Annotated in this window: 18 protein-coding genes; 10 read left to right on the forward strand and 8 right to left on the reverse strand. The window is 38.8% G+C overall.

The genetic code is table 11. The features are described from left to right. Window positions 1-31 precede the first annotated feature (31 nt). Genes AC570I_RS07895 through AC570I_RS07910 form a run of 4 tightly spaced genes read left to right on the forward strand, consistent with a single transcriptional unit; the run spans window position 32 to window position 6,595 of the window. Complete coding sequence (locus AC570I_RS07895) at window positions 32-1,435, forward strand: TlpA family protein disulfide reductase (RefSeq protein WP_497405038.1); 1,404 nt, start codon at window positions 32-34, stop codon at window positions 1,433-1,435. A gap of 50 nt (window positions 1,436-1,485) precedes the next feature. After that, complete coding sequence (locus tag AC570I_RS07900) at window positions 1,486-3,666, forward strand: peptidase domain-containing ABC transporter (protein ID WP_497405039.1); 2,181 nt, start codon at window positions 1,486-1,488, stop codon at window positions 3,664-3,666. A gap of 8 nt (window positions 3,667-3,674) precedes the next feature. Further along, window positions 3,675-4,958: an HlyD family secretion protein gene (locus AC570I_RS07905; RefSeq protein ID WP_497405040.1), complete on the forward strand. Its 1,284-nt coding sequence runs from the start codon at window positions 3,675-3,677 to the stop codon at window positions 4,956-4,958. 35 nt (window positions 4,959-4,993) lie between these two features. Continuing rightward, the gene (locus AC570I_RS07910) at window positions 4,994-6,595 is read left to right on the forward strand and encodes a cysteine peptidase family C39 domain-containing protein (RefSeq protein ID WP_497405041.1); all 1,602 of its coding nucleotides are present in this window, start codon (window positions 4,994-4,996) and stop codon (window positions 6,593-6,595) included. 69 nt (window positions 6,596-6,664) lie between these two features. Here the strand turns inward: AC570I_RS07910 and AC570I_RS07915 are convergent, their stop codons facing one another. Continuing rightward, window positions 6,665-9,109 carry a UvrD-helicase domain-containing protein gene (locus AC570I_RS07915; RefSeq protein ID WP_497405042.1) on the reverse strand — a complete coding sequence of 815 codons (2,445 nt, stop codon included), beginning with the start codon at window positions 9,107-9,109 and terminating at the stop codon, window positions 6,665-6,667. Window positions 9,110-10,244: 1,135 nt separating this feature from the next. Between AC570I_RS07915 and AC570I_RS07920 the strand changes: the two genes are divergently transcribed. Then, the gene (locus AC570I_RS07920) at window positions 10,245-11,156 is read left to right on the forward strand and encodes a hypothetical protein (protein ID WP_497405043.1); all 912 of its coding nucleotides are present in this window, start codon (window positions 10,245-10,247) and stop codon (window positions 11,154-11,156) included. A gap of 255 nt (window positions 11,157-11,411) precedes the next feature. Further along, window positions 11,412-14,867, forward strand: a complete 3,456-nt coding sequence (locus AC570I_RS07925; protein ID WP_497405044.1) for a T9SS type B sorting domain-containing protein — start codon at window positions 11,412-11,414, stop codon at window positions 14,865-14,867. Here AC570I_RS07925 and AC570I_RS07930 read toward each other — a convergent pair. The 3 genes from AC570I_RS07930 to AC570I_RS07940 form a co-directional block, all read right to left on the reverse strand. Beyond that, window positions 14,851-15,051, reverse strand: a complete 201-nt coding sequence (locus AC570I_RS07930; protein ID WP_497405045.1) for a hypothetical protein — start codon at window positions 15,049-15,051, stop codon at window positions 14,851-14,853. The genes AC570I_RS07925 and AC570I_RS07930 overlap by 17 nt on opposite strands. 125 nt (window positions 15,052-15,176) lie before the next feature. After that, entirely contained in the window at window positions 15,177-15,629 is a 453-nt protein-coding gene (locus AC570I_RS07935) for a hypothetical protein (RefSeq protein WP_497405046.1), read from the reverse strand. A gap of 317 nt (window positions 15,630-15,946) precedes the next feature. Continuing rightward, the gene (locus tag AC570I_RS07940) at window positions 15,947-16,360 is read right to left on the reverse strand and encodes a DNA-directed RNA polymerase subunit alpha C-terminal domain-containing protein (RefSeq protein WP_497405047.1); all 414 of its coding nucleotides are present in this window, start codon (window positions 16,358-16,360) and stop codon (window positions 15,947-15,949) included. Window positions 16,361-16,629: 269 nt separating this feature from the next. Here AC570I_RS07940 and AC570I_RS07945 point away from each other — a divergent pair, with 269 nt between their 5' ends. From AC570I_RS07945 to AC570I_RS07960, 4 genes are all read left to right on the forward strand, one after another. Continuing rightward, on the forward strand, window positions 16,630-17,718 hold the full coding sequence (locus AC570I_RS07945; protein ID WP_497405048.1) for a PD-(D/E)XK nuclease family protein: 1,089 nt from the start codon (window positions 16,630-16,632) through the stop codon (window positions 17,716-17,718). Window positions 17,719-17,756: 38 nt separating this feature from the next. Beyond that, complete coding sequence (locus tag AC570I_RS07950) at window positions 17,757-18,734, forward strand: hypothetical protein (RefSeq protein ID WP_497405049.1); 978 nt, start codon at window positions 17,757-17,759, stop codon at window positions 18,732-18,734. A gap of 108 nt (window positions 18,735-18,842) precedes the next feature. Further along, a complete protein-coding gene (locus tag AC570I_RS07955; RefSeq protein WP_497405050.1) occupies window positions 18,843-19,256 on the forward strand; it encodes a hypothetical protein in 414 nt (137 codons plus the stop codon). Window positions 19,257-19,305: 49 nt separating this feature from the next. Next, window positions 19,306-21,225, forward strand: a complete 1,920-nt coding sequence (locus tag AC570I_RS07960; RefSeq protein WP_497405051.1) for an AAA family ATPase — start codon at window positions 19,306-19,308, stop codon at window positions 21,223-21,225. A gap of 50 nt (window positions 21,226-21,275) precedes the next feature. Here the strand turns inward: AC570I_RS07960 and AC570I_RS07965 are convergent, their stop codons facing one another. The 4 genes from AC570I_RS07965 to AC570I_RS07980 all read right to left on the reverse strand — a co-directional run bounded on the left by AC570I_RS07965 (window position 21,276) and on the right by AC570I_RS07980 (window position 24,501). Beyond that, window positions 21,276-22,235 (reverse strand): hypothetical protein, encoded by a 960-nt coding sequence (locus tag AC570I_RS07965; protein ID WP_497405052.1) that lies wholly within the window; start codon window positions 22,233-22,235, stop codon window positions 21,276-21,278. A 65-nt stretch (window positions 22,236-22,300) separates the two neighbouring features. Continuing rightward, the gene (locus AC570I_RS07970) at window positions 22,301-23,347 is read right to left on the reverse strand and encodes an HNH endonuclease domain-containing protein (RefSeq protein ID WP_497405053.1); all 1,047 of its coding nucleotides are present in this window, start codon (window positions 23,345-23,347) and stop codon (window positions 22,301-22,303) included. 317 nt (window positions 23,348-23,664) lie between these two features. Then, the gene (locus AC570I_RS07975; protein ID WP_497405054.1) at window positions 23,665-24,003 is read right to left on the reverse strand and encodes a hypothetical protein; all 339 of its coding nucleotides are present in this window, start codon (window positions 24,001-24,003) and stop codon (window positions 23,665-23,667) included. Window positions 24,004-24,015: 12 nt separating this feature from the next. Then, window positions 24,016-24,501, reverse strand: a complete 486-nt coding sequence (locus tag AC570I_RS07980) for a Panacea domain-containing protein (protein WP_497405055.1) — start codon at window positions 24,499-24,501, stop codon at window positions 24,016-24,018. Window positions 24,502-24,532: the final 31 nt, after the last annotated feature.

Raw genomic sequence — 24,532 nt, forward strand, 5'->3', positions numbered from 1 at the left:
TGATTATTCCCATGCAAACTAATTTGAAAATATGAAGCTAAAGATCACCACACTACTATTTTTAGGGGCTGCTACCACCATACTGGTAAGCTATTTTATACCCGCACAAGCACGGGTTGCGGTAGGGGATATTAAAATCAGGGTTTTTCTGAAGCCGGCCGAAAAGTTTTCAATATTTTATGATGAAGATAAAACCATCGGATTCAGAAACCTGTCAAATCATGATACCATTCTGATTAAAACCATGGCCTCCAGCAAAGCTATTGAGTTTCGTTATGGACTCATTGACCACGGCGTGTTTTACCACCACAAGTTCTACCTTCATCCTGGTGATGAGCTTTCACTTCAGGTAAAAAATCAGTTTGATATTGAAGTTAAAGATGGAAACAGCTCCCGACTCTTTATCGATTCATGGTTCAACGAACAGGCTACAAAACTTCCGTCTTCTAAAGGAAAGGAGGCGCAATCGGCTTATTTCAATGCAATCAAATCAATATACCGCAAGCAGTTAAAACGTATTGACAGCCTTTCAGGTACCGGTTTTTTAAACCAGGCTACTGCCCATACCTGGAAGCTTGCCAAAACAACTGGCTATTATACCGCATTGCTCAAAGCCATTACACCACAAAACTTTCAAAATGTCCCTGCCGAAACAAAGCTAAAGGCACATCAAATCCTTACAGAAATAAACACGCTCTCCCAAATTCAATCGCCAGATGTAGACGCATTGATATACTACATTACTTCTTATCACCTCACCAGAGATCAGCGGGATTTGAAAAATATTGATCAAAGGTTAAAATTTTTAATTAGTAATGAGCAGTTTTTTGGAGCCGAACGTGTCCTGTCTTCTGCTATTGCTTCCCTTAAACACTATTCCAGAAAATCCGATCCCGCTTACCAGGCCGCTTACAAACGTGCATCTGCCTACAATCAACTTAAAGGTGGCTCACATTCGGAAGTTCTCAACCATTTAAGTCAATATCAATTCCGGGCGTTAAATAGTGTACGGCTGATTGATCCTGTTCAGAAAACACAATCGCTTGAAAATGTCATTGATGAAAAAGATTCGCTGGTATTTATTGATATGTGGGCCAGCTGGTGCGTACCTTGCCGCAAACAAACGCCATTCCTCGAAGCCGTGAAAACAAGGCTCCGGGATAAACCCATTAAATTTATCAGCATCAGTATCGATGAGGAAAGCAAATCGGGTGAATGGATCGCGGCCTTAAAAGATGACAAACTGTATGGCGACTTATACCAATATCGTTTACTTGATAAACCGCACTCTCCACTGATGTCTTTTTTCGATATTCAGTCCATCCCGAGGTACCTGGTCATCAAAAGAAATGGAACAGTTTTAAATGATCATTTTGTCAGTCCTGATGATCCCGCTTTTGAAAAAAGATTACTCGAATTGCTAAAAAGCTGGTAGTTTCAAGCTTCAGGAAATCTAATTAACCGTTTATCACCTAACCCATCGCATTGAAAAAATTCACCTTTTATAAGCAGCCAGATCAAATGGATTGCGGGCCAAGCTGCCTGCGCATGATTGCAAAACATTATGGCAAAAGTTTTAGCCTGCAAAAACTCCGGGAAATTTCCGGCATCAACCGTGAGGGTGTTTCGCTGCTGGGCATCAGTGACGCGGCTGAAAAAATAGGTTTCCGAACTACAGCCCTCAAGCTTTACCTTAAGGAACTGAAAGATACGGAGCTTCCAATGATCCTCCATTGGAATCAGAATCATTTCGTTGTGCTGCATCGCGTAAAGGGCAATAACTATTATGTTGCCGACCCCGCCAAAGGTTTAATTGTTTACTCTGAAACTGAGTTTCGCAAATGCTGGCTCCCAAAACAAGGCCAGGGAGAGGGTATTGCGCTCGTGCTGTCGCCCAGTCCCGATTTTTTTGAGCAGGAGAGTGATCACCAACCTGCGTTGAGCTTTACCTATCTTCTCAGATATTTATATCAATATAAATCGCTGGTGATACAGCTTTTTGTTGGATTGGGGGTAGGAAGTTTGCTTCAGTTGATTCTTCCTTTCCTTACTCAATCTGTTGTCGATATCGGAATTAATACGCGAAACCTCAATTTCATTTATATCATTCTAATTGCCCAAACCATGCTATTTGTTGGGCGGATGAGTGTAGACTTTATCCGGTCATGGATTTTGCTCCACATCAGCACCAGGATTAATATTTCTATTCTCACCGATTTTTTGATCAAACTAATGAAACTGCCAATCAGTTTCTTCGACACTAAAATGACCGGCGATATTATGCAGCGCATGAATGATCAAAAACGGATCGAATCATTTTTAACAGGGCCTACGCTGAATGTAATTTTTTCCGTTTTTAACCTCATCATTTTCAGTTTCGTGCTGGCCTACTACAACCTCACCATCTTTATTATCTTTCTGGTAAGCACCATATTATACAGCTTCTGGGTAATGTTGTTCCTCAAACGGAGGCGCAATCTTGATTTCAAACGTTTTGACATATCCTCTAAAAACCAGAGTGCCATCGTGCAATTAATTACGGGCATGCAGGAAATTAAACTCAACAACTGTGAGCAGCAGAAGCGGTGGGAATGGGAGCGATTGCAGGCAGGCTTATTCAGGTTCAATATCAGCAGTTTACGCCTTGGCCAATACCAGCAGGCCGGTGCATTTTTTATCAATGAAGGTAAAAACATACTTATTACCTTTCTGGTTGCCAAATCGGTTATCGAAGGTGGATTAACATTAGGCGCCATGATGGCGGTACAATATATTATCGGGCAGCTTAACAGCCCTATAGAGCAAATGCTCGGATTTATCCAGCAATTGCAGGATGCGAAAATTTCATTAGAAAGGCTTGGTGAAATCAGAGAAATGGAAGATGAGGAACCTTCCGGAAAAACCCTGATCAAAGAACTTCCTTCCGACCGGAGTTTAAATTTACAAAATATTACTTTCACCTATCCCGGTGCGGGCAGCGAAGCGGTGCTCAGCAATGTCAATCTTCATATTCCCGCAGGTAAAACCACTGCTATCGTTGGGATGAGCGGCAGCGGTAAAACTACCATCCTAAAACTACTGCTCCGTTTTTACGAAGCGCAGCTAGGCGAAATCAAAGTAGGCCATACACCATTAAGTCAGGTAAGCTTCAGGCAGTGGCGAAGCCTTTGCGGGGTAGTGATGCAGGATGGTTTTATCTTTTCAGATACCATTGCACACAACATAGCCGTTGGCGATGAATACCCTGATCAGGCGAAACTAAAAAATGCTATAGAGGTAGCTAACATCACCGATTTTATTGAACGCCTTCCGCTCGGGCTCAATACCAAAATCGGTGCTGAGGGTAATGGCATCAGTCAGGGGCAAAAACAGCGTATCCTCATTGCCCGTGCCGTTTACAAAAACCCTGAATACATATTTTTTGACGAGGCCACAAATGCCCTCGATGCACATAATGAAAAGGTAATTATGGAAAATCTTGAACGCTTTTTGGTTGGCAAAACCGTTGTCGTAGTAGCCCACCGTTTAAGTACTGTAAAGCATGCCGATAACATTATTGTTTTGGAGAAAGGCAAAATTATTGAACAAGGTACCCATGCCGAGCTGGCGGGCGGGAAGGGTGTTTACTACCAATTGGTGAAGAATCAGCTCGAACTTGGAAACTAATTAAAGTTATGGAAGAGAAAGATTTTGAAGAAAACCTCCACAGCGAAGAAGTGCATGAAATTATCACTGCTGTACCCTCATGGATTTTAAAGTGGGGCATTACGTTGATCTTTGCCATATTAGCAGGCATTGTATTAATGGCTGCCTTTATCGATTACCCGGATGTGGTAATGGTGAATGTTAAGGTAAACTCATTGAATGCCCCAAAAGCTGTACTGGCCAGACAAAGCGGTAAGCTTGCAGCACTACTTGTTAAAGACGGCGATGAAGTACATGCTAATCAGCCTTTAGGGTATTTCGAAAGTACTGCTATTCCAGCCCATGTATTGCAGTTAAGTAATAGCCTTAAATCATTACAAGCTAAGGTTAATCATGCTGAAGCACAACAGATGGTTGTACCTGAAGGACTAAACCTTGGGGAGTTACAAAGTAGTTACCAGAATTTTCACCAGCAATACCTGCAATATGTGGCTACATTAAAAAATGGTTATTATCTCCGGCGGATGGCATTTCTGGAAAAAGATCTTAACAGCATCAAAGCGCTGGGCAGCCAAATTGAAAAACAAAAGAAAATTCAGGAACTTGAATACGCCAATCAGGAAGCTGAGTATAAGGCTTACCAAAAACTTTATGGCAGCAAGGTGATATCGAGAAGCGAATTTCAACAACAGGAGAATAAATACCTGGTTTCGAAGTATCCCCTGCAACAGAGTGAAACCGCTATATTAAACAATATGAGCAGTTATAGCGCCAAAGAGAAAGAATTGCTCGATTTAAAGCACACCATATACGAAGAACAGTCAAAATTTACCCAGGCCCTAAACCAATGTATCACTGAAATTGATAACTGGGTAATGCAACACCTGTTTATTGCCCCCGTGGCCGGGAAGGTTAGTTTTGCCGGCATTGTTCAACAAAATCAAAACCTGCAATCCGGGCAGGAGGTGTTTATTGTTAATCCAGGGAATACAGATTTCTTTGGTGAGGTACAAATTCCTCAATATAACATGGGCAAAATCCGCCGTGGCGCCACTACGCTGATTAAAATGCACAGTTATCCTTTTGAACAATACGGAATGATTGAGGGCAAGCTCAGCTATGTTTCGGATGTTGCTTACCGCGACAGCGTATTCATCGCGAAAGTGAGTTTTGACAGATTTGAAAATAAAGATTTGTCCAGAAGAATTATTCTTAAAAATGGAATGCAGGGAAGTGCCGAAATTATCACTGAGGAAAGCTCCTTACTTCAGCGCTTTTTCAGAAATATTATCAAAATGATGAATAGCAGGTAAGTGTATTGGAGAGAAACTTTTAATAACCACGTAATATGTTTCGCAAACCTTTAAGTAATTTAGAAAGTGTAGCTATTGGACTAATAGAAAATCAAAGGTTTGGGATTACCCGGACTTCGGTTCGAACTTGTTTACAGGAACATCCTGAATACCCAAGCTTGCTATCAATAAGCGATTGTCTGGATGGTTGGAATGTTAGTAACACAGCCTATAACGTACCACACAGTGAATTTACTTCCTATGCCACCGAGGTGCCTTTCATAGTGCACCTTCGAGAGGGTAACGGTAATTTTCTTTTAATCGAAGAGATTAGGGATGAAAGCATTATCTATAGCAATCAGCACTTGTCGAAAAAGGAAATGCCAAAACAAGAATTCCTGAATCGTTGGGGAGGAACAATCTTTCTTGTAGAAGAAAAAAATAAAGAAATAAGCGAGGATGGTTACAAAACCAAAAGGTTCATTGAATTTGCACGCTCACTATTGCTCCCTTTTATAGCCATCTCACTGTTCATTTTATTTGGTTTGAAAGTAGCAGCCTCGAAATATCCCATTGAATTGTCCCTGATTTTTTTCATCAAGACTTTAGGTTTATTAACATCCGTTGCCTTGTTAATTCAGAAATTTAATTCAGATAGCCCCTTCATCAAACAGCTATGTAATATCAAAGGAAAAAATGGCTGTAACCAAATTTTAAAATCCAGCGCTGCTAATCTAACCAGCTGGCTAAGTTGGAGTGAGGTTGGTTTTTTTTATTTTCTAGGCTCAATAATATCACTTCTATCAGATGCCCGTTTCGCAAATGTATTTGCCTGGTTTAATGTTCTAGCTATTCCTTACACTTTCTATTCAATAGGATATCAACTCAAAACAAAGACCTATTGTTTTTTATGTTGTACGGTCCAAATCCTGTTGTGGATGGAGTTCTTTGCGTTTCAATATTACGCTCGTGCATCCGGCCAATTGTTGCTGCAATCCTGGAACCTGTCTTTTTCATCAGTATTTGTTTTAGTAATCTCTCTCTTAGTTCCGATGATATCCTGGTGGATAATCAAACCTTTGATCCAGGCAAAGATTGATTTGACACCAATTAACCAAAAGCTCCGGAAATTCACTAATCATTCAGAGGTATTCAAAATGTTATTGACAAAAGAGCGGTTTTATGAAATATCACATAAACACATGCCAATTACCTTTGGTGATATAAATAGTGAAAATCATTTAGTTATTATCAGTAATCCCTATTGCCGTCCATGTGCCAAAATGCATGCTGAAGTAGTTGAATTGATGAAGACTTTTCCACATATCAAAATCAACATACTATTTGCATTAAACGAGAAAAACAAAGACCAGGTAGAGATAGCACTATCACTACTTTCCTTATTTAGGACTTCACCGCCTGCAGACGCACTCATTGCGCTCGATGCCTGGTATCTGACAGGAAAAGATGACCCGGCTAATTGGAAGAACCGCTTTCAGTCAACAATCAACGAATTAGACCATCAAATTCTTAACGAACAGCAAAAATGGATTAGTAATTACAGAATTAAGTCGACACCAACATTGATTTTCAACCAATATCAACTTCCAGATTTATATGATTTAAAAACCTTGAAATCTGTGTTAAACTCGATATAATTTCCAGTTACAAACAAACGTATTTTGTCCGCCCTTCAGCGGGTTCGGAACAGTAAGCTTATCGTTAACCTACCATTTAAGCTGCACCATTTCCCCCTCACCAACACTATAAACCTCCATCAGCTCTTCCATAAACTTACTTTTGCTACCCGGATCATATACCATATAAACCTGGTGGCGGGCGCGGGTTAATGCTACATAAAACAACCTTCTTTCCTCAGCATTTTCAAACGTTTCCCCTTCGTGCAGCAGGTTGCTCAGAATAGGGTCATCGGCCACTTCCGATGGAAAACCAAAGATGCCCGAATTCAGGTCTAACAGTACCGAAACATCGCAGGTTAAGCCTTTGCAGGCATGGGCAGTATAATAGCTAATCTTTAAGCCTGGGAACCGCTTTTGTAGTTCGCGCAAATCAGATGGTGCGTTATGGTGATATCTGCCGATTAAAAACACTGTTGCCCTTTTATAATCCAGCGCTACTTTGCTCAGCACATCACAAAGGATATCGAATTTCTGTAACATGCGTTGCGCCCTGTTGCCAAACGAAGCCTGTGGCACCAGTTTAAATGCCGGCAGTTTAGCCTGAGCAGGAGAGGTAAGTTGTTTCCTTAACTGTGCCGGATTACTTTGGATAAATCCGCTACTAATGTCCAGAATCTGCCTGTTAAAACGGTAGGTCTGCAAAATACTGTTTATGGCAGTTACCCCAAAATGCTTCGAAAATTGCGTAATGATACTAATGTCGCTACCGGTAAACCTGAAAATCGACTGCCAGTCATCTCCAACGGCATAAAGCTTCGCCTCCGGATTGGCCAACTTCAAAGCCTTCAGCAAGTCGTACCTGCCCAGCGACATATCCTGAAACTCATCTACCATAATATACTTGTATTTTTTCTGGTATTCCCCTTTTGCAATGTGCGATGTAGCCCGGTTCACCATATCATTATAATCAATACCACCCGTTCTTGAAAGTTCAAGCTGGTAGGCATCAAATAAGGGTTCAAAAACATCGAGAAAAACGTTGAAACGCTTATCGGCAGCCTTGCTCCTTAGCTGTTTAACCCCGGTGTTGTTCGATTTCATCAGGTTCAGGAAAGTATAAACCAGTCCCATAAAGTCCTCATAGTCGTCGAGGCTCTTCACCTTATCCAGTATTTCACCCGGAGGGCGCTTATTCAGTATCACCCCATGGGCATTGAGCTGAATCCTGAGTGCCTTCAGCAGTGTCTGGTTTTTATTCTGGAAAGAATAGGTTTTAATCAGTTTGGTTTGATATTTTTCATGAATCGTCGCCTTCCACTGCATGCCGCTTTGGTATTGTTCCGTTGCCGACCGAAAGGGTGCTTTAAATTTAAAATGATCAGGAACCTGGCCATTTTCATCAATGCCGTAATGCTCATAGTATAAGCCATATTCAGGCAGATAAAAATCAGGCTGATAGTGCCCAAACTCCGGATTGCGGTCTTCAGCGGCTAAAGGATACAAACACTCATACTCAAAGCTTACCTGGTGTAAGTAGAGGAAGTTGGCCACCATCACTTCCTCCAGGCTTTTGCATACTGTTCCGTTAAGCGAAATATTTCGGTAAGATTGTTCGTGCTTAAAATAATCGGCCTCCGTTTTAAAGTCGAACCGGTTTTGCGGAGGGCGGGCAAAAAAAGCGATAAAGTTGATGGCCTTTTGCTGAAAGCTGCCGTTGGTTAAAAAAAGCTGTTCAAAAGATTCCTGAAGAAATTTCCTCGCCTTCTTATCTATTCCATCAAAAGCGATTTTTGCAGGGTGAGGATTACAGTAACGCATCACCATGTTGCCAAAACTGTTAAAGGTTTTAAACGTGATTAACCTGGCCAGGTCATCATCTTTAAGAAAGTTACAAGTCCGGTCGAACATCTCCTCTACGGCCGTATTTGTAAAAGAAATCACCAGCAGCTCTTCCGGCCTGGCCAGGTTCTTTTCCAAAATGTAAGCAACCTTAGCGCTTATGGTAGTGGTTTTCCCTGTACCGGCGCCAGCAATCACCAGGTTATTGTCTTCATCGCATATTACAGCTTTCATCTGCTCCTGTGAGAGCGGATACTTATCGAGCGCAGCAAAAAAGTCTTTAAACTCGGCTATTTCACGCTTCACAAAATGCGTATTGTAGTCTTTTCGCGTAGCTTCCAGGTTGTCATGACCGGAAATGAAATGAGCAATGGTAGCCACTTCGGCCTGATCCAGTCCACAATTCCGATAGCTTCCTGGGATGGCACTCAATAATGCACTGTGCGAGGACTGAAGCTTGCGGCAATCGCTGTTAGCGAAATACAACAGCATGTTTTGCTTTTGTTTAATTTCATCTAAAGCCTTCAGGATATCAGGAAGAAGTTCGCGGATACCGGCTCTTTTTTCAAGTTCCTGCTGCCTCTGTTTTAGCCAGTAAAAAATTCCCAGCGTAACTATAAACAGCACAATCTGCAATCCCATAGGAAGATCACTAAGCTTATGCGGCCTGGCTGGTTTCTCTTGTTGAGGCATTAATAATAGGATGATTTGATCACGCAAAGATAATGTTCCAGCAGGTAACATTGCGGAATTTGTATGAGGACTTAATTCTGTAAAACGCGTATTGCTTCAATAAATCTAATAAAATACCAATATGATTCAGTAAAACAGATATAAAATCAATTAGCTATTGAGTAAAACTGATTACAAGCAAGTAAAGCATATATTAGATTTCTATAAGTAAAACAATTATACAGGAACAATGATATACCCTATTGGGGTTTTAAGAAAATAAGTAAGATGAACTACTAGATAGACTTTTAGATAGACTAGGTAAATAATCTAGTAAATAGGCTTAAATAAACTATTAGATAGGTTACTAGATAGACTTTTAGATAGACTAGTGAGTAGGTTTTTAAATAAACTATTTGATAGACTTCCAGCCTAATCGCCAGATTACTGTTAAATCTAAGAGTAGAACCACATCAGATTTAAGAGAAGGAAAATAGCAAAAGATACATATAGACCTTACCAAACCCTATAATGCAGAAATTTTAAGAGTAAAGTTAAGAGAAGGATTTTTACATCCATCTTAAATACAGTGCAGGAAGAGAACCGCAATCCATAGAAGATAACCTATTCAAAACAGTTATTCCAGTGGCTGGAATCAAGCAAAAACAACTGATCAGACTTTAGCCAACCCAGTTCGTATTCAAATCCAAATACTCTATGTCCTTTACTCTGCTGAGCAAAAATCATACCTATGCACCGTGGGCAAACGAAGCTCCTTCACCTCTATATGAGAAAGGCCGGTGTAGCTGAATCATCTCTAATTAAATCTAATTAATAATCTACGTTTAAAACTTATAAACCATGTTTATTGACAAAACCTCTAATTAAACTCTAATAGTTAGCACTCTACTTAGCCTAGCTATTAGAACCAACATTAAAGGTTTCCCATATCTCAGTTAAGAATTTCAGGTTGAAACCCTCATCTCACGTTAAAAATTCAATTTAGTTCTCGAACAAAGACCTGAAATAGCAGATAAATAAATACCTATAAATAAGTATTTTAAATGAAAATTATTCTCAATAGTTTTAATGTAAGTATTCGATGAATCGATATCTTAAAATAAACGTAACTGGTTATATTTTAAAAACAAAAAACATGAAAACTAAACATCTAATTTTAACACCCCTCTTAGTCCTATTTTTTTGCCTCGTGGCTAATGCACAAAGTAACCCTGATTTCAACGGTTTTAAACTTAAGCAAACAACCAATAGCAATGTGAAAGTGTACCAGTCTGTAAATGGCTTGCCTGACATTACTAAATTTCGTTTCTGGGATTTCAAATATTATTTCTACACCGTAAAGGAGGTGAAAATTGAAACAGATGAAATCCCGGCAGTAGCGGCTGTTCCTGCGTCCGCCGGACCGCCAGTAGTCAATGCAGTAGCGGCAAAAGCCAAAGTACCTGCAACTTCCACGGAATACGTACAAATTTTTATACCCGATGGTGATGAGAGTGTTAAAGAAGCTACAGTTAAGTGGGCTGACGAGTTTACCGGTTTTATTAGTGATGATGATTTTAACACATTTATCTACATCAAAAAGGCTGATTTTGAAACGATGAAAACTGACCACTTTATGAAATACTCCCACAGTTTCATCGTTTCTGGACTTATTGTTCCCTTTAAAATTTATCCTGAAACAGGTAATCATGCAACTTCATTAAGTAATTCGTCATTCAGCGTAGGAACTTTTATTGGTTACAGACTAGGCTATCTTGGGCTTGGTGGAGTAAGTGTCGGCCCTTCTTTTGGAATCGCGAGCATTAATCAAACAGCAGCAAACAATACAAGTATTTCAGGTACAGTGAGTGAAAGTATGTTTGCCGCAAATTATGGCCTTGCCTTAGTGTTTGATGTTTCGAAAAAATTTCAAATTGGTGGTGTTATAGGATGGGATTATGGCTTCGGCGATAAGAGTAAGACCTATATTTATCAAAACAAAAATTGGTTTGCTTTATCATTCAACTTCAATTTTCTCAATTTCGGCGACAAGACAGCAAGTCAGTAGTAATGTGGTATTTTCTGGCGGGTAACTTCGCCCGTCAATTTGAATAAACTCCACCTTTCCTTTTGCAATTCATTCAACTGTACTTGGGCTGTTACTTCCACTTAAACGTTTCCTGATGCGGTTCCAGTCTTCATCAATATTAATGGCTTCCAATAACCCAATTTTGCTTTGCGTTCTCTGACCCTTTGCCGATGGGTTTTGCCATCATAGTGCGTATTTTAGGTACAGAATTAACCTCATAAAAATTAAGCAGGAATGCTTAATTTAGACCTCTGTATGCGCTCCATCATATTAACCTTCTTTATCTTGGCACTTTGCAGGTTTTCACTACTCGCAGCCACATTTACCGTAACCAATAAAGCCGATGCAGGTGCAGGTACTTTACGCGAAGCAATTGCACTGGCCAATGCCAATGGAACAGCCGAAACTGATTTCATAAATTTCAACCTGCCAGGAACCACTGAAGACGACAGAACCATTCAGCTCTTGTCGGATTTGCCTGCTTTAAGCTCGCGCATCACCATTGATGGTACCACCCAAATTGGAGCCAATATCGGTTACAGCCATGCAAAAATTATCCTTAAAACATTAAGAACATTTGAAAAGCCAGCCATAGTTGTATTTACAGGCACCAATGTAGAAGACATCTCTTTTTTCGGATTATATCTCCTGGATACAACAAATCCTTCTGTGAGTGGTGCGGGTAGTGAGAAACGTAGCATTGATATTACCAATGGTAAAAACATTGTTATTGGTGATGAAAATAAAGGAAATGTAATTACCGGTTACAATGGCTATCTGGGGAGTATAGCTATTAAAAATACAGACGGGCTGAAGCTTTTCGATAATCTCATTGGTGTGAGCCCTTATACCCTTCAGTCGATACGCACCGAAGCCCTGATTCTTACCGATGTGGATCATCTTGAAATAGGCGACACCAAAAAAAGGAACATCATCTTTACCTATTTTGTGATTACCTATACAAACAAAAGCACCATATTCAATTTAAAAATCAAAAATAATAACGCCCTGGTTCATCAGGATGGGATTACTACAGAGTGGGGCTTTAATGAGACTACCTTCAGGATTTATGGCCCTTATTCAAGTGGTACCGCGCCAAAAACTAAAGTTAATATAGAAATCACCGACAACCTCATGTCTCACGGAACAGGCAGTGGAGCCATTCAATTCAAATATCTTGAAGGTTTTATCCATATTTACCACAACTGGTTTGGTATAGACCGTACCGGGACCGTAGCTCTTGATAGCAAAAACCCACATGGCCCTGGCCAGGTCCCCTTTGTTGCAGAGCTGTTTGATGCCGAAATTATCTTTGGTGATGAAGATCCTGCTAAAGGGAATGTAGTTGGGTACAGTCGCGGTATTGTGAACAGTTATGGCGTTAATGCCCTCAAGGTAATCCGGAATTCTTTTAAATGTATTGTAACTAAAGCATATGAAGCTCGTGGGATTAATGCTCCTGTGGTGGAAGTGCTTGAACGAACTACAGGCTACATCCGCGGAACCTCAACACCATTGGCAACTATAGATGTTTTCCTTAGCGACGATTGTCAGGGATGTGCACCTGAAACTTATCTGGGCACCACCAACTCAGATGCCAATGGCAACTGGCAGTTTAATCTTACAGCTAACTATCGCCGAAACATCCTAGTAAACGCACACGTAGGTAAACAATCATCCGAATTTTCATATCCTGCCATCAATTCCACAAAAATTAAAATCACCGATTTCGATTGTGCCACTACAGGTAAAATAGAAGGTATTGTAATCGCCAATACCGACAAGGTAAAATGGGTAAACGATAAGGGAGAAACCGTCTCAAATGCCCTCATACTCGAAAATGCCCCTCCGGGAAGATATAAACTGGTCATTGGCGAATACTGCTCCGCCGAATCTGATTATTTCACCATTAAAGACCTCAGACCCATCATCGTTCCATATGCTACCATAAGGCATCCCGATTGTAGCCTGGCCAATGGCAGTATTACCAATATTGTTGCCTATGCGCCTGATAGTAGCCCACTCACTTATTCCTGGGTAAACCAGGAAGGAAAAGAAGTGGCTACAACCCGTGAGATCAGGAACCTCCCAGCAGGAAGCTACACTCTTAAGGTATCGTCGTCAAAGTGCCAAACTATAGGCGAGCCCATTATTTTACGGGCCACAAACTCGCCTGTAATCGATTTATCAGCAGTTGAAAAAACAAATTCCAGTTGCAATGCCGGTACAGGAAGTATCACCGGGTTAAAATTCACCGCTACAGGAGCAATCAAATACACCTGGAGAAATGCTGCAAACGCAATTGTTGGAACAAATGCCGAGCTTAATAACATTCCTGCCGGAAAGTACATCCTGCAAATAGAAGATGCTGGTGGCTGCGGGCCGGTTTTGAGCGACGTCATCGAAATTTTCGAAATCAATGGTATTTCAATCAACACCAGCAGTATCAGTTACCAAACAGCTTCCTGTCGTAACAACGATGGTGGCATTTCCGGGATTGCAGTTGATGGAGCAACAACTTTAAGCTGGGTAAATGAGGAACGTCAGGTTGTTTCCACCAGCATCCAGCTGTCTCAAATGCCAGTAGGAAAGTACTGGCTGAAAACAGCAAACACTACATGTAACAGAGAGTATGGTCCTTTCGAAATTACCCCTAAACCCAACCTCATCAAAATTGGTGGTAACACCAAGGTATTAAAAGATGCCAGCTATTGTGTAAACGATGGAAGGATAGAGATTACGTTAACCGGCGAAGAAGTCTTACCCAGTTCCTATTTCTGGAAAGATGCATCTGGAAACATCATCAACAATAACAGTTTAATATTATCTGGTATAGGCCCGGGAAATTATCAGCTGTATGGTGTTGATGCGAACGGGTGCAACCTGATGATTGCCACTTATACCATTGGGCAGGGTAGGCCTGTTAGCCTTGAGGTGGGTAGTTTGCAAATACAGCCATCAGTATGCGGGCTTCCCAATGGTAGCATCAGTGGGTTATCTGCTAAAGGCGGAACAGGTACTATTGCCTATCAGTGGTTAAATGAAGCAGGCGCTATCATTGGTAATGAGCCTCAGCTCCTCAATCAATTGGCCGGAAACTATATCTTGCAGTTAAGGGATGGATCAGGGTGCGCACCCGTTTCGCAAACATTTGAAATCCGCGCCCAAACGTTATCACCCGCACTAGCAAAAATAGAACCTATTGTACTTTGCTCACCCGGACAAGTAAACATACAGGTTAAAGCCCCGCAAATGCAGTTCGAATATCTTCTATATGAAAATGAAACCGAATTGCAGCCCCTCGGGCATTCTGCAACTGGTACATTTAAGCTATTGGTATCTAAAAACACCACTTACTTTGTATCCGCAAAAGTGGGTAACTGCGAAAGCATCCGTGTACCGGTAACCATAGAGGTAGGCCTTTCAGCATTAGCTGTTCCGAATAGCATTAGCCCAAATGGCGACGGCATTAATGATGTTTGGCTAATTAAGGGAATTGAAAATTCGCCACAAATTAAAGTTACAATATTTAACCGTGCCGGTAGCCTGGTTTATTCTTCCGTAGGCTATCAAATCCCATTTAACGGCACCAGAAATAATGTGCCTTTACCTACCGGTGTATATTACTACATCATTGATTTTGGCGCATCCTGCAAACAACTTAGCGGCAGTATTACCCTCGTACTTTAAATTTACTCAGCAAAGCTGAGATGAAAAATGTGATGGGTGGCAACCGATCGTATTCAAATCCAAATATTCTATGTCCTTTACTCTGCTGAGCAGAAATCACACCTATGAACCGTGGGGCATCCATGCTTTTCCAGTGATCATATACCCATATATCTGTCTTTGTGGCTGCCATTATTGCTTTCATTGGAGTAGCCTATATGGCACTAGTTGAATTTATAATGGTTTATCAGGAAGGAAGTCACGGATCGAACATTTAAATTGATTTGCAACCTTGTTCAGGTGATTGATGGAATATTGCAAATATTTTATTTAGACTAGACGATGTTTCAAATTAGGAGCCTTAAAAAATAATAAGGCTTTTTTCCTTACTAAAAACATACCTATTGCAGCTATTAAGATGAAAAGCGATGGAGCTGATGAGTCTAGTGGGCAAGCTACATAGTTATATACATCGCTGCATACAAATGTGGCTGGAGTAAAAAAAACAACACATTTAGTCTGATTCGGCCCGGTATATTTCGTACCGAGAACGGCTGTATTTGAATTAGCTCCGGTACATTGTGCTGAAGTGTTGACATATGGTTTGGAAGCAGCTCCATCATATATTAAAGTTCTCGCAGGGCAGGAGCCATAAGCTCCAACAATGAGCGTTCCATTAAGATTAGGATAAAGTACCCCATTATATAAGCAACCCTGAGATTGAGCAAAAGCACTTACAAAAGGCAATAAGGTGAGTAACGCGATTATGAAATAATTCTTCATGAGATAGACATTTGTAATATGATTTTATGAAGATTAATTCTCTCCATTTAGCAAAAAAATTATGCGCAAGCTTCAGATTCGGTATAATTGGGATTGGTTTATTCAAATATTATCATAGATCCAATTGCAAGTACAAATGAAACGTCACAAACAGCTAGATATTGGCTGGTAAAAAATAATTAATATAACTTATTTCATTAAAAAAGCCGGTTTACGAAATTTAAAGCCATTCGATAAGGAAACATAGGCCGATTGCTACCACAAGAGGCATCCGTTCTTTCAATATGATTCGAACCCTATCAAACATGTTCAGCGGGCTATCTCACTTCTTCCATTTCTCGTGCCCGCTTGGGCATCAGCATTTCCCATGTTACATCATATTGACGTATTATACCCTGGATTTCCCGAAGTGATTTACGTCCCAAACTTCGTATGCCTACCACCTCCGTTATACTCTGGCTCAGCAAATCTGCCAACGTAAAAATGTTGTTCCCAATTAATGCATTGTTGGTTCGCGCAGACAATTGCAAGTCGGCTATTCTGATATTTAATGACTCGCTCACACGCGGCTCCGCCATCTTTTCTATTAAATCAAAACATTTCGACCTGACCAGTTTGCGATTCATTGCTTCCAGTTCCTCCTGCTGGCTATGTGGCAAATGCCCGCCAATCTCTGTTAAGCCCTTTTTAACGTCTTCATAAAAACTTTCCAAATCTTTTAAGTAATCCATTTTCTTATTTGATTAATCTGATGAAAACCAATAGTTAAATGAGTACAACAATAATCGCTGTACATCATGGGATGATCAAAAAAACAATAGGGATGATTGGTATCCCGGAAAGGATTCGAACCTCCGGAATAGGTAAAATGAGATGTGATTACAACAATAGGGTAGTCTAATTTAGGAAATCATTTTTAAAAATCAAAATACATTAATTCATTTACATACTTTAACTATTTTTAATACCTTGTAGCAGTAATCTAAAACATGCTCTCAAAATGCATAAAAGGTCTTTTTTCGAATATTTAGGAATCTCCGATGTAGAGAGAATTCATTCTCAATTATTTGCCTGGTTGTTTTCATCCGATTGTATGGCAGTAGATATCGACAATAAGCACATACTACTTCAGGCATTATTTAATACAGCCCCAGAAAGTAAAATTTTAAAAATCCATACCGAGGTCAATGGCATTGATATTTTACTCGAAACCAGTGCCGAAATTGTTGTTATCGAAAATAAACTAAAATCATCACAACACTCAAACCAGCTTCACAGGTACAAAGAATTTTGCGATATTAAGTTTCCGGATAAGCCAAAGCGTTTTTATTTTCTGACTTTAACAGGGGAAAAATCAAATGATGTTAATTGGATGAGAATGTCGTATTACCAGATGTATCTGCAGTTGCAAAAAATTTCTTTGAAGGATGATGAACACCATGCTGTAATCCTGAGAGAATATTTAATTTTTCTTGAGCGTTTAACATCATGTGTAAATGACTTCATGAGCAGGCCACATGATTACGATATGGTTTTTATGGATGGCAAAAAGAAAAAAATTGATAAGGTCGATTTTTCTTATGCTACACCCAACGAAAAATTCATCGCCTCAAACCAACTCGAAACAATTCTACAAAAATGTTTCCTGCACACTCTTTCAGAACAGATTGATACCAACATTGCATTTGTATCTGATACGAGAGGAGACGCGCTCATCGATTTTCCAATAAAAACAGATATTCTTTATAAGAAAAGAAAGTATTCCACTATCCTTCAACTACAGCAAGATAATATCAAGTTTGCGTTTGCAATACATGGTGAAGGTTACGGTAATTCAAGGAAAGAGTGGATAGAAGGCGTAATTCCATCCATGGAGATTTTAAGCCTGGAAAATCAATATGGTTATCGTAAATTAAACAGGCCAAAAACTAAAGCCTATGTTTCAATTTCTAAAAAACTTACTATCAATTACTGGAAATTACAACCGAAAGACCTAAAGAATTTTATTGATACTGAGATCACAAATGCAATAGAATTGACAAATATGTTAATGAAAAGTTTATATGATGATCATGTGGATGGTCATTAACAATTATTCAATATAGTACAAATTCAAGACTAAATTAAATGCCTCAAATTTATTATACAGCAGATTCTTACCTTGCCCCCTACTTACCTGTTAATACAGGTATTCAGACTTCTTTAAATTGCTCAGTGTGGGACTTGTACCGCTGTATGATTACAGTTGGAAACCCAAGCTATCTGACCAAAGCTGATATAAGAAGGTATGGTTTTGCAAGGGCTGTGTCGAATTCGGTAATTGAAAAATGCCTATTGATTTTTAATAATATTCAAAGTAATGCAGACTTATCCTTACACCCCATCTTCAATGATTATGTTGCTGACAAAAAACGAATGGTAAGCTATAATCTCGGTATGGCAGTGGCAAAACTTTACGCAGAAAAACTAATTGACATACCTAATCTTATTCATGTAGAATCACTTAAAAATCAAGGAGCGATCAACTTTGTTAATTTGCAATCCAAGAGGGAGCCAGATTTGGTTGGTAAGTGTAAATCTGGACATTGGCATGTTTTTGAGGCAAAGGGAACAAGCAGACCCCAGTTAGGAACAAAAATTAACGAAGCTAAAGCACAGGCAAAAAATGTTGACACCATATTTGGGCTGAAACCTGCTACATTATCAGCTTGTGCAACGTATTTCGGACCTGATAAAATCATCTCAAGGATTGTTGATCCTCCTTCTAACGATTCTGAAAAAGAAATCACAATTGACATTGAAAAATTCTATCAGAACTACTATTCTCCTTTTTTTGCTTTAGAAGAACAGCAGCAAGAAAATTCTAAAACGATTAGAATCAATAATGAAGGCTATAGAGTAATTAGGCTACAGTCTAAGTCATTAAACTTAGAGTTAGGTATTGAGAATGAGGTTTATGAAAATCTCATGGATGGCGAATATGAAAAGCTTGAACGACTTTATAGTAAAAGGGGAAATCCGGACCGCTCGTTCAACAATCTTCAAGGAAATCAAACTTCCTCGTTTGGACTAGATGGGTTCATGATTAGGTCTCAAACAAGTTAATACACTTGCTATCATTGAACAGCATTAAATTCTACTTTATTAAAAATCAGTTTTATAAAAATGACCAGAAAGGAACTTCAGAAAATATTTTCTCACAAAAGAGAGAAAATGAATAAGAAAACCTTAAAAATAACCGCAGGATTCAAATCGACCACTTTTGATGAATTTGATAAATGGTTTAAGAAAGAGGAATTTGATTCAGGCTGCCATTATTGTGGCACTACTAATAGCCAAAGTTTAAAACTGTATAACCTTCAGAGATCAGGAGTCAGACCTGATGCTACACGTGGAGGGAAACGCGGAAAACGCCTGGAATTAGATAGAAAAGATCCTTTCAAACCCTACGATGAATTAGCTAATATCGTATGGTGTTGTTACTGGTGTAATAATGCTAAATCGAATTTTTTTACTTATGAGGAATTCAAACCAATCGCAAAGGCTATTGGACAAGCCCTAACCCATGTACAAGATTCATTGCAAAAAAGCAACTCAACTATTATAATTAACAAAAACCTTCTTTAAAATAGTTAGCTAAACCGCGTGTAAAACTTAATATTGCATTTGAAGTTAAATGAAAATTACTAAAATAAATATCCCTGTTGACCCAAATACCAAAGATGGCCTTAAAGAAATCAAAATGGACAGGCTGTCAAATGTTGTCTTGCTAGCTGGGAAGAATGGTGCAGGCAAGACCAGAATTTTGAACAAGATTATGACAATAATTCAGGGAAAACCTGCGAAAAGTACGGTTATTACACACAAGGTACAGGTTGACGCCTACAATGAGCAAATTGATAAAAATGAAATTCGCATTTCAGCATTAAAAAAACAACTAAGTAATCTCAATGTCAGCGATTTAATTAAGCACAATTTACAAGGCGAGCTACAAAGCTTAGAGCACATAAATAGGGATCAACTCAACCAGCGAAATATATATGCTAAGTCACTCGCATGGAACTTAATAGAGACAGATGAAATTAGTGAACAACATAACCCAGTTTTTTTTGTACCTAAAAGGTTAGATTTAACCGATCAAAATAGCTTTAATAAAATTGATTTAATCAATAGTGCTAAGAGTGTAAAAACGATTGGAGTATCCGCACTTTCTGGAGGGACTTTTGCTTGCATACAGTATATTCAGGATGTTTGGTATAACACCTCCAATCCAGAATTTACAGGCGGAGACACCATAAAAGAGGAGGCCAAATCCGACTATGCTAGATTAAAGGACTTAATTAACCTTTTTTTGAATACGGAACTATCCAGAGACCGTGAGGGGAACCCCACATTATTTGGATTCCCTCTCTCAAAATCAAACCTTTCTGATGGTCAAAAAATACTTCTACAGTTTTCCATAGCGCTTTACAATCAATCAGTGGCACTAAAAGATTTGATTATAGTTTTAGATGAGCCGGAGAACCACTTGCATCCCTCTGTAATTATTGAGACTATCGACCGCATTCTGAAGAGTATTGAAAACGGCCAGATATGGATTGCAACCCATTCTATCCCATTGTTGGCGCACTTCGATCCGGCGCAAATCTGGTTTGTTGATGAAGGCGAAGTGAAACACGCAGGAAAAATACCAGAAAAAGTACTCCATAGCTTATTGGGCAGTGAAGAAGAGATTGGAAAACTGCAAGACTTCATTAGTCTTCCAGCTCAATTTGCCAGTTCAAGATATGCCACCGAATGTCTGTTTGAACCAAGGGTGGTAGAAACCACCGCGGATGATCCCCAGTCTAAGCAAATTAGGAAAGCTATAGCAGATAGAATAGGTGATAAAAGGCTTCGCGTGCTTGATTATGGTGTTGGTAAGGGTAGATTAATTTCAAACATGGCAGAGCTCGACTGGCGACAAGGTGCTAATGTAGCCGAGAAAATTGATTACATAGGATACGATAAGTTTCCCAATGATCGTGACCATTGTATTGAAACGTTATCTAAAATTTATGATGATTCAGCATGCCGTTATTTTAATGACATGGGAAATCTTCTGGCAAAATATGACAAAAACAGCTTCGATGTAATTATCATGTGTAACGTACTACATGAGATTGATCCAATAGAATGGATTGACCTATTTAAGGATGGCGGGCAGATCACTAAACTACTAAATGATAATGGAATTTTACTATTGGTTGAAGATCATCAAATCCCTGTTGGTGAAAAAGCTTATCAAAAAGGCTTTTTAGTGTTAGATACTGCCGAATTAAAGTCTTTGTTCTCTATAACAGAGGCAGATAGGGGTTTTATTTATGATGATGCCAGAGGAGACGGGAGGCTAAAGGCACATTGTATTCCAAAAGAATGTCTTGTTCGTATCAATGCTAATTCAAGATTGTCAGCACTAAAGGATATGAGCCACAAGGCAAGAGAAAAAATATTGGAGATCCGAAATAAAGATCAAAATTATCACCATGGCAAACTACATGGTTTCTGGACACAACAACTCGCAAATGCTGAACTTAATCTGGCTCAGTTTTGTTAAGTTAATCCTAAAAATTTAAAAAGAATGTTTTCAGTTTATTGAAACAGGGTTTATTTATTGTTTTTAAATGCCATGCCACGCTTTTCTATATCACTATAAATGCTTTTAATCTGCGCTACATAATCAGCCCAAATCACTTCAGACTTAGGATAGGCTTGTTTTGTATGCGGATGAAGCATGTAGGCTGGTGAATTATGCTTAGGATTTTTTATGTTCTCTGTGAACTTCGAACTAGCAATCAAATCGATTCGCAAAAACTTCAGCAGATTATTTATCGAATATAGTGTTTGATAAAATACTGCAGATGGTAAACAATCCAATGTATATTTAGATTCACTATTATACCCCATTATAATATTTTTAAAATGTTTCATTGTTGCGGAGGATGCAGAAAATATTAAACTCAGCGAATTAGATGTTTCATTTTTTATAATGCCCGTAAAACGTAGGTCTCTTTTCTTATGAATCAACTGCGAACGATGCCACTCCAATTTAATGCGGATGTTCACGTCGGCATCCCTGATAGCATCTGATGATTTTAGTGTTGTTTTATAAACATTTCTAGTCTTTTTAGCCAGCGCATCCCAATCCAGCGTTTTATCTTTGTTTTGCTCGAACATGTAAGAAATAAAATGAGCAAAATAATCGAAGACAGAACAAAGGTGAAAAAAGATGCTATCGACGATAGAACTTAATTCATTGTTGTACCTGTAAACAGTTGGATGAGATTCTAAAGGACCAGAATATCTATCTCCGGTTAAGTCAATTACAGACTTTTCATTAATTCCAACTATCAAAAGCTCATACTGATGAAATGCGGCAAAAATCCGATAGATTAAATTTTCCTGTAGAGGGAACATCTTTTCTAATACATTCTTATCGAAAGAATGGTCGTAATAAATATGAGTAATTGCTTCTATTCCGATATTCGTAACCTTAATTAACTCAGCAATCGTTTTAATATCACCCTTTTGATCAGGGATATTAATAAAGTTATATTCACTACTCATTTTAGAAGGCTATGCTTTTGCAATAATTTTTTAGGAAGTTACATCGACATTTTACGTCATCCATCTTACATCATTTGAAACCCATTATTCACCGCTATCGTAATCAATGGCTCAATGGTCGATCTGAATTTAGCCTTGTACCCATCAGGTAGCTGTGTTAAGCTTTCCAGATCAGGAAAGATGCTCAGGTAATCTTCCAATAAAGGCTCTTTAATCGCTTTATATTTGATGATCTCGATTGCCTGTTTCTGTAGGTGGTAAAAACCATCAAAGTACTTGTCCAGGGGAGGGAGCCTATCTGATTTAGAACTGTTGAAGGAAGGACTGGCTGGAATCAAATTCCAGATCAAATCATGCGATACAAATGCGTAGGGAATAAAGTGTTCTACCGCAAAGTTACCTACCTGCAACCTCGTATTGTTATAAATACAATCTACGCCACCAAGTTCGTTGATAATAGTATTCCAAAACTTGTGTTGTTTAACCAGGTTATTTCTTTTAGCTGGTTTTATCAGTTTGTTAGGAATATCAGGAACGTTAGGATTGTGTTTCTGTAAGTACAAGCTTAAGTTCCAGTAACAGAAGCTTTTCAAAACACCCATGTTATTTGCCAGATAATCCACCCATATCGGGTTAATAGTAACATGTGTTTCATTCACCGCGTATAAGCAGTCGTTTTCGAACCTGCCCGATGCTTCGTAAATATATTTCTGATTTTCTCCTTTGAACGGAAACCACGGACTCAAAAAACGGTGTGGCACCTGTTTATTGAAATGCCAAAGCAACCGTTGCGTTTTCGGATGATAACTTTCATTTAAACGTTTCCTAATGCGGTTCCGGTCGTCATCTATACTAATACCTTCCAAAAAACCAATTTCTTCCACCGCTTTATGTAACTGATCTTGCTTACCAAAACTAACTTTGAAATAATTAATCGTGAACCAACTCGAAGCCACCATACCCACAAATAAGCGATGCTTAGGGATATAATACTCACCATCAGCCACCTCATCAAGTATAGAGAGGAGCCAGTAAAATTTATAGGCCGCAGCAGTGCTGTTAAAACTGGCCGTTAACAGGTTTATCGGTAAGCGTTCGTGAAGAGGGATCATTGCGCTGCAAGATAATCATCAGAATAGGAAGATCAAACCATTGTGCTCAAGCTTTTGGAAAATTCCAGTTGGTTAAGTCTATAACAATACAAATTTGTATAATATCAGAATTCTATCGAGTTTCGAAAGGTATCATCTAATAAAACCTGGATTATCTCATTTAGACTACTTAAGTATCTTCCATTTAAAAGATTTCTCTGCAAATAAGGAAATAGAGGCGTTAATAGCAACAATCAAGCCTGAGACACTGGCCAAATACTAGTGTCTAGAAGGGTTTAATTTTTAAGTATATTAAAAATCCTGAAAGCTTAAGCTTATCACTTTTCTTTAGAAAACACGGAACCACTATATTTACCTAAAACACTTCCTAAAGTACCACTAAATAACAGCTTATCTAGTGTTTGAATCTGAGGTTCATTAAGCCATTGCCAACAAACTGGTGTTAAAAAATGATAAATTCTTATCAAAAGTAGAATGAGTCCAGCTAATCCTAAAACCCAAATCGAAATGATAGTAAGATTTCGAGAATGCCGAGATTTAGTTGTCTCCGAGCTTATATCAAATAATTCTTTTTCCTCTTTGGCACTGGATACTTTATCAGAAGTCGAGATATTTTCTGGAGCTACTATTTTGTCGAGAAGTTCGGATTGAGACACGTTTAAATTATTTTATTGTAGATTGAACTTTTCCTTATAATGAGCCTTTATCATTTCATTTGGAATAATCGCACCATATGTTAAGCTTCCACCATTTTCATTCCACGTCTTTGACCAAGGTGTATTTGGCTGATGGGTAAGATCAGACAATTGCCCTCCAGAATAATTTTTATAAACCTCCCAAATTTTATCTAAAAATGCTGTTATTTCTAAATCTTTTGACAAGGTATAATATTCATTCTTTAAGTTTTCATTAGGAAAATCAATACTTGAAATCCTTTCAGTCCTATATTTTTTAAACCACTGATAAACAGATGAAACAACAGGACCATACTTCCAAGCTTGTGTTGGCTCGGATATTAACTCCGAGTCAAATAGGCCAAGATACCACCCATGTGCAATATAAACTAATTTAATTAGTTTCATTGGACTCATATCTATCCCATCTTGAAAAGACTTTTTTAGAAAATAATTCGCTATATTAATTGCAGAGTTCATATTATTTTATTTATAACTATTATTATATCAA

The sequence above is a fragment of the Pedobacter sp. A2324 genome, assembly GCF_059693705.1.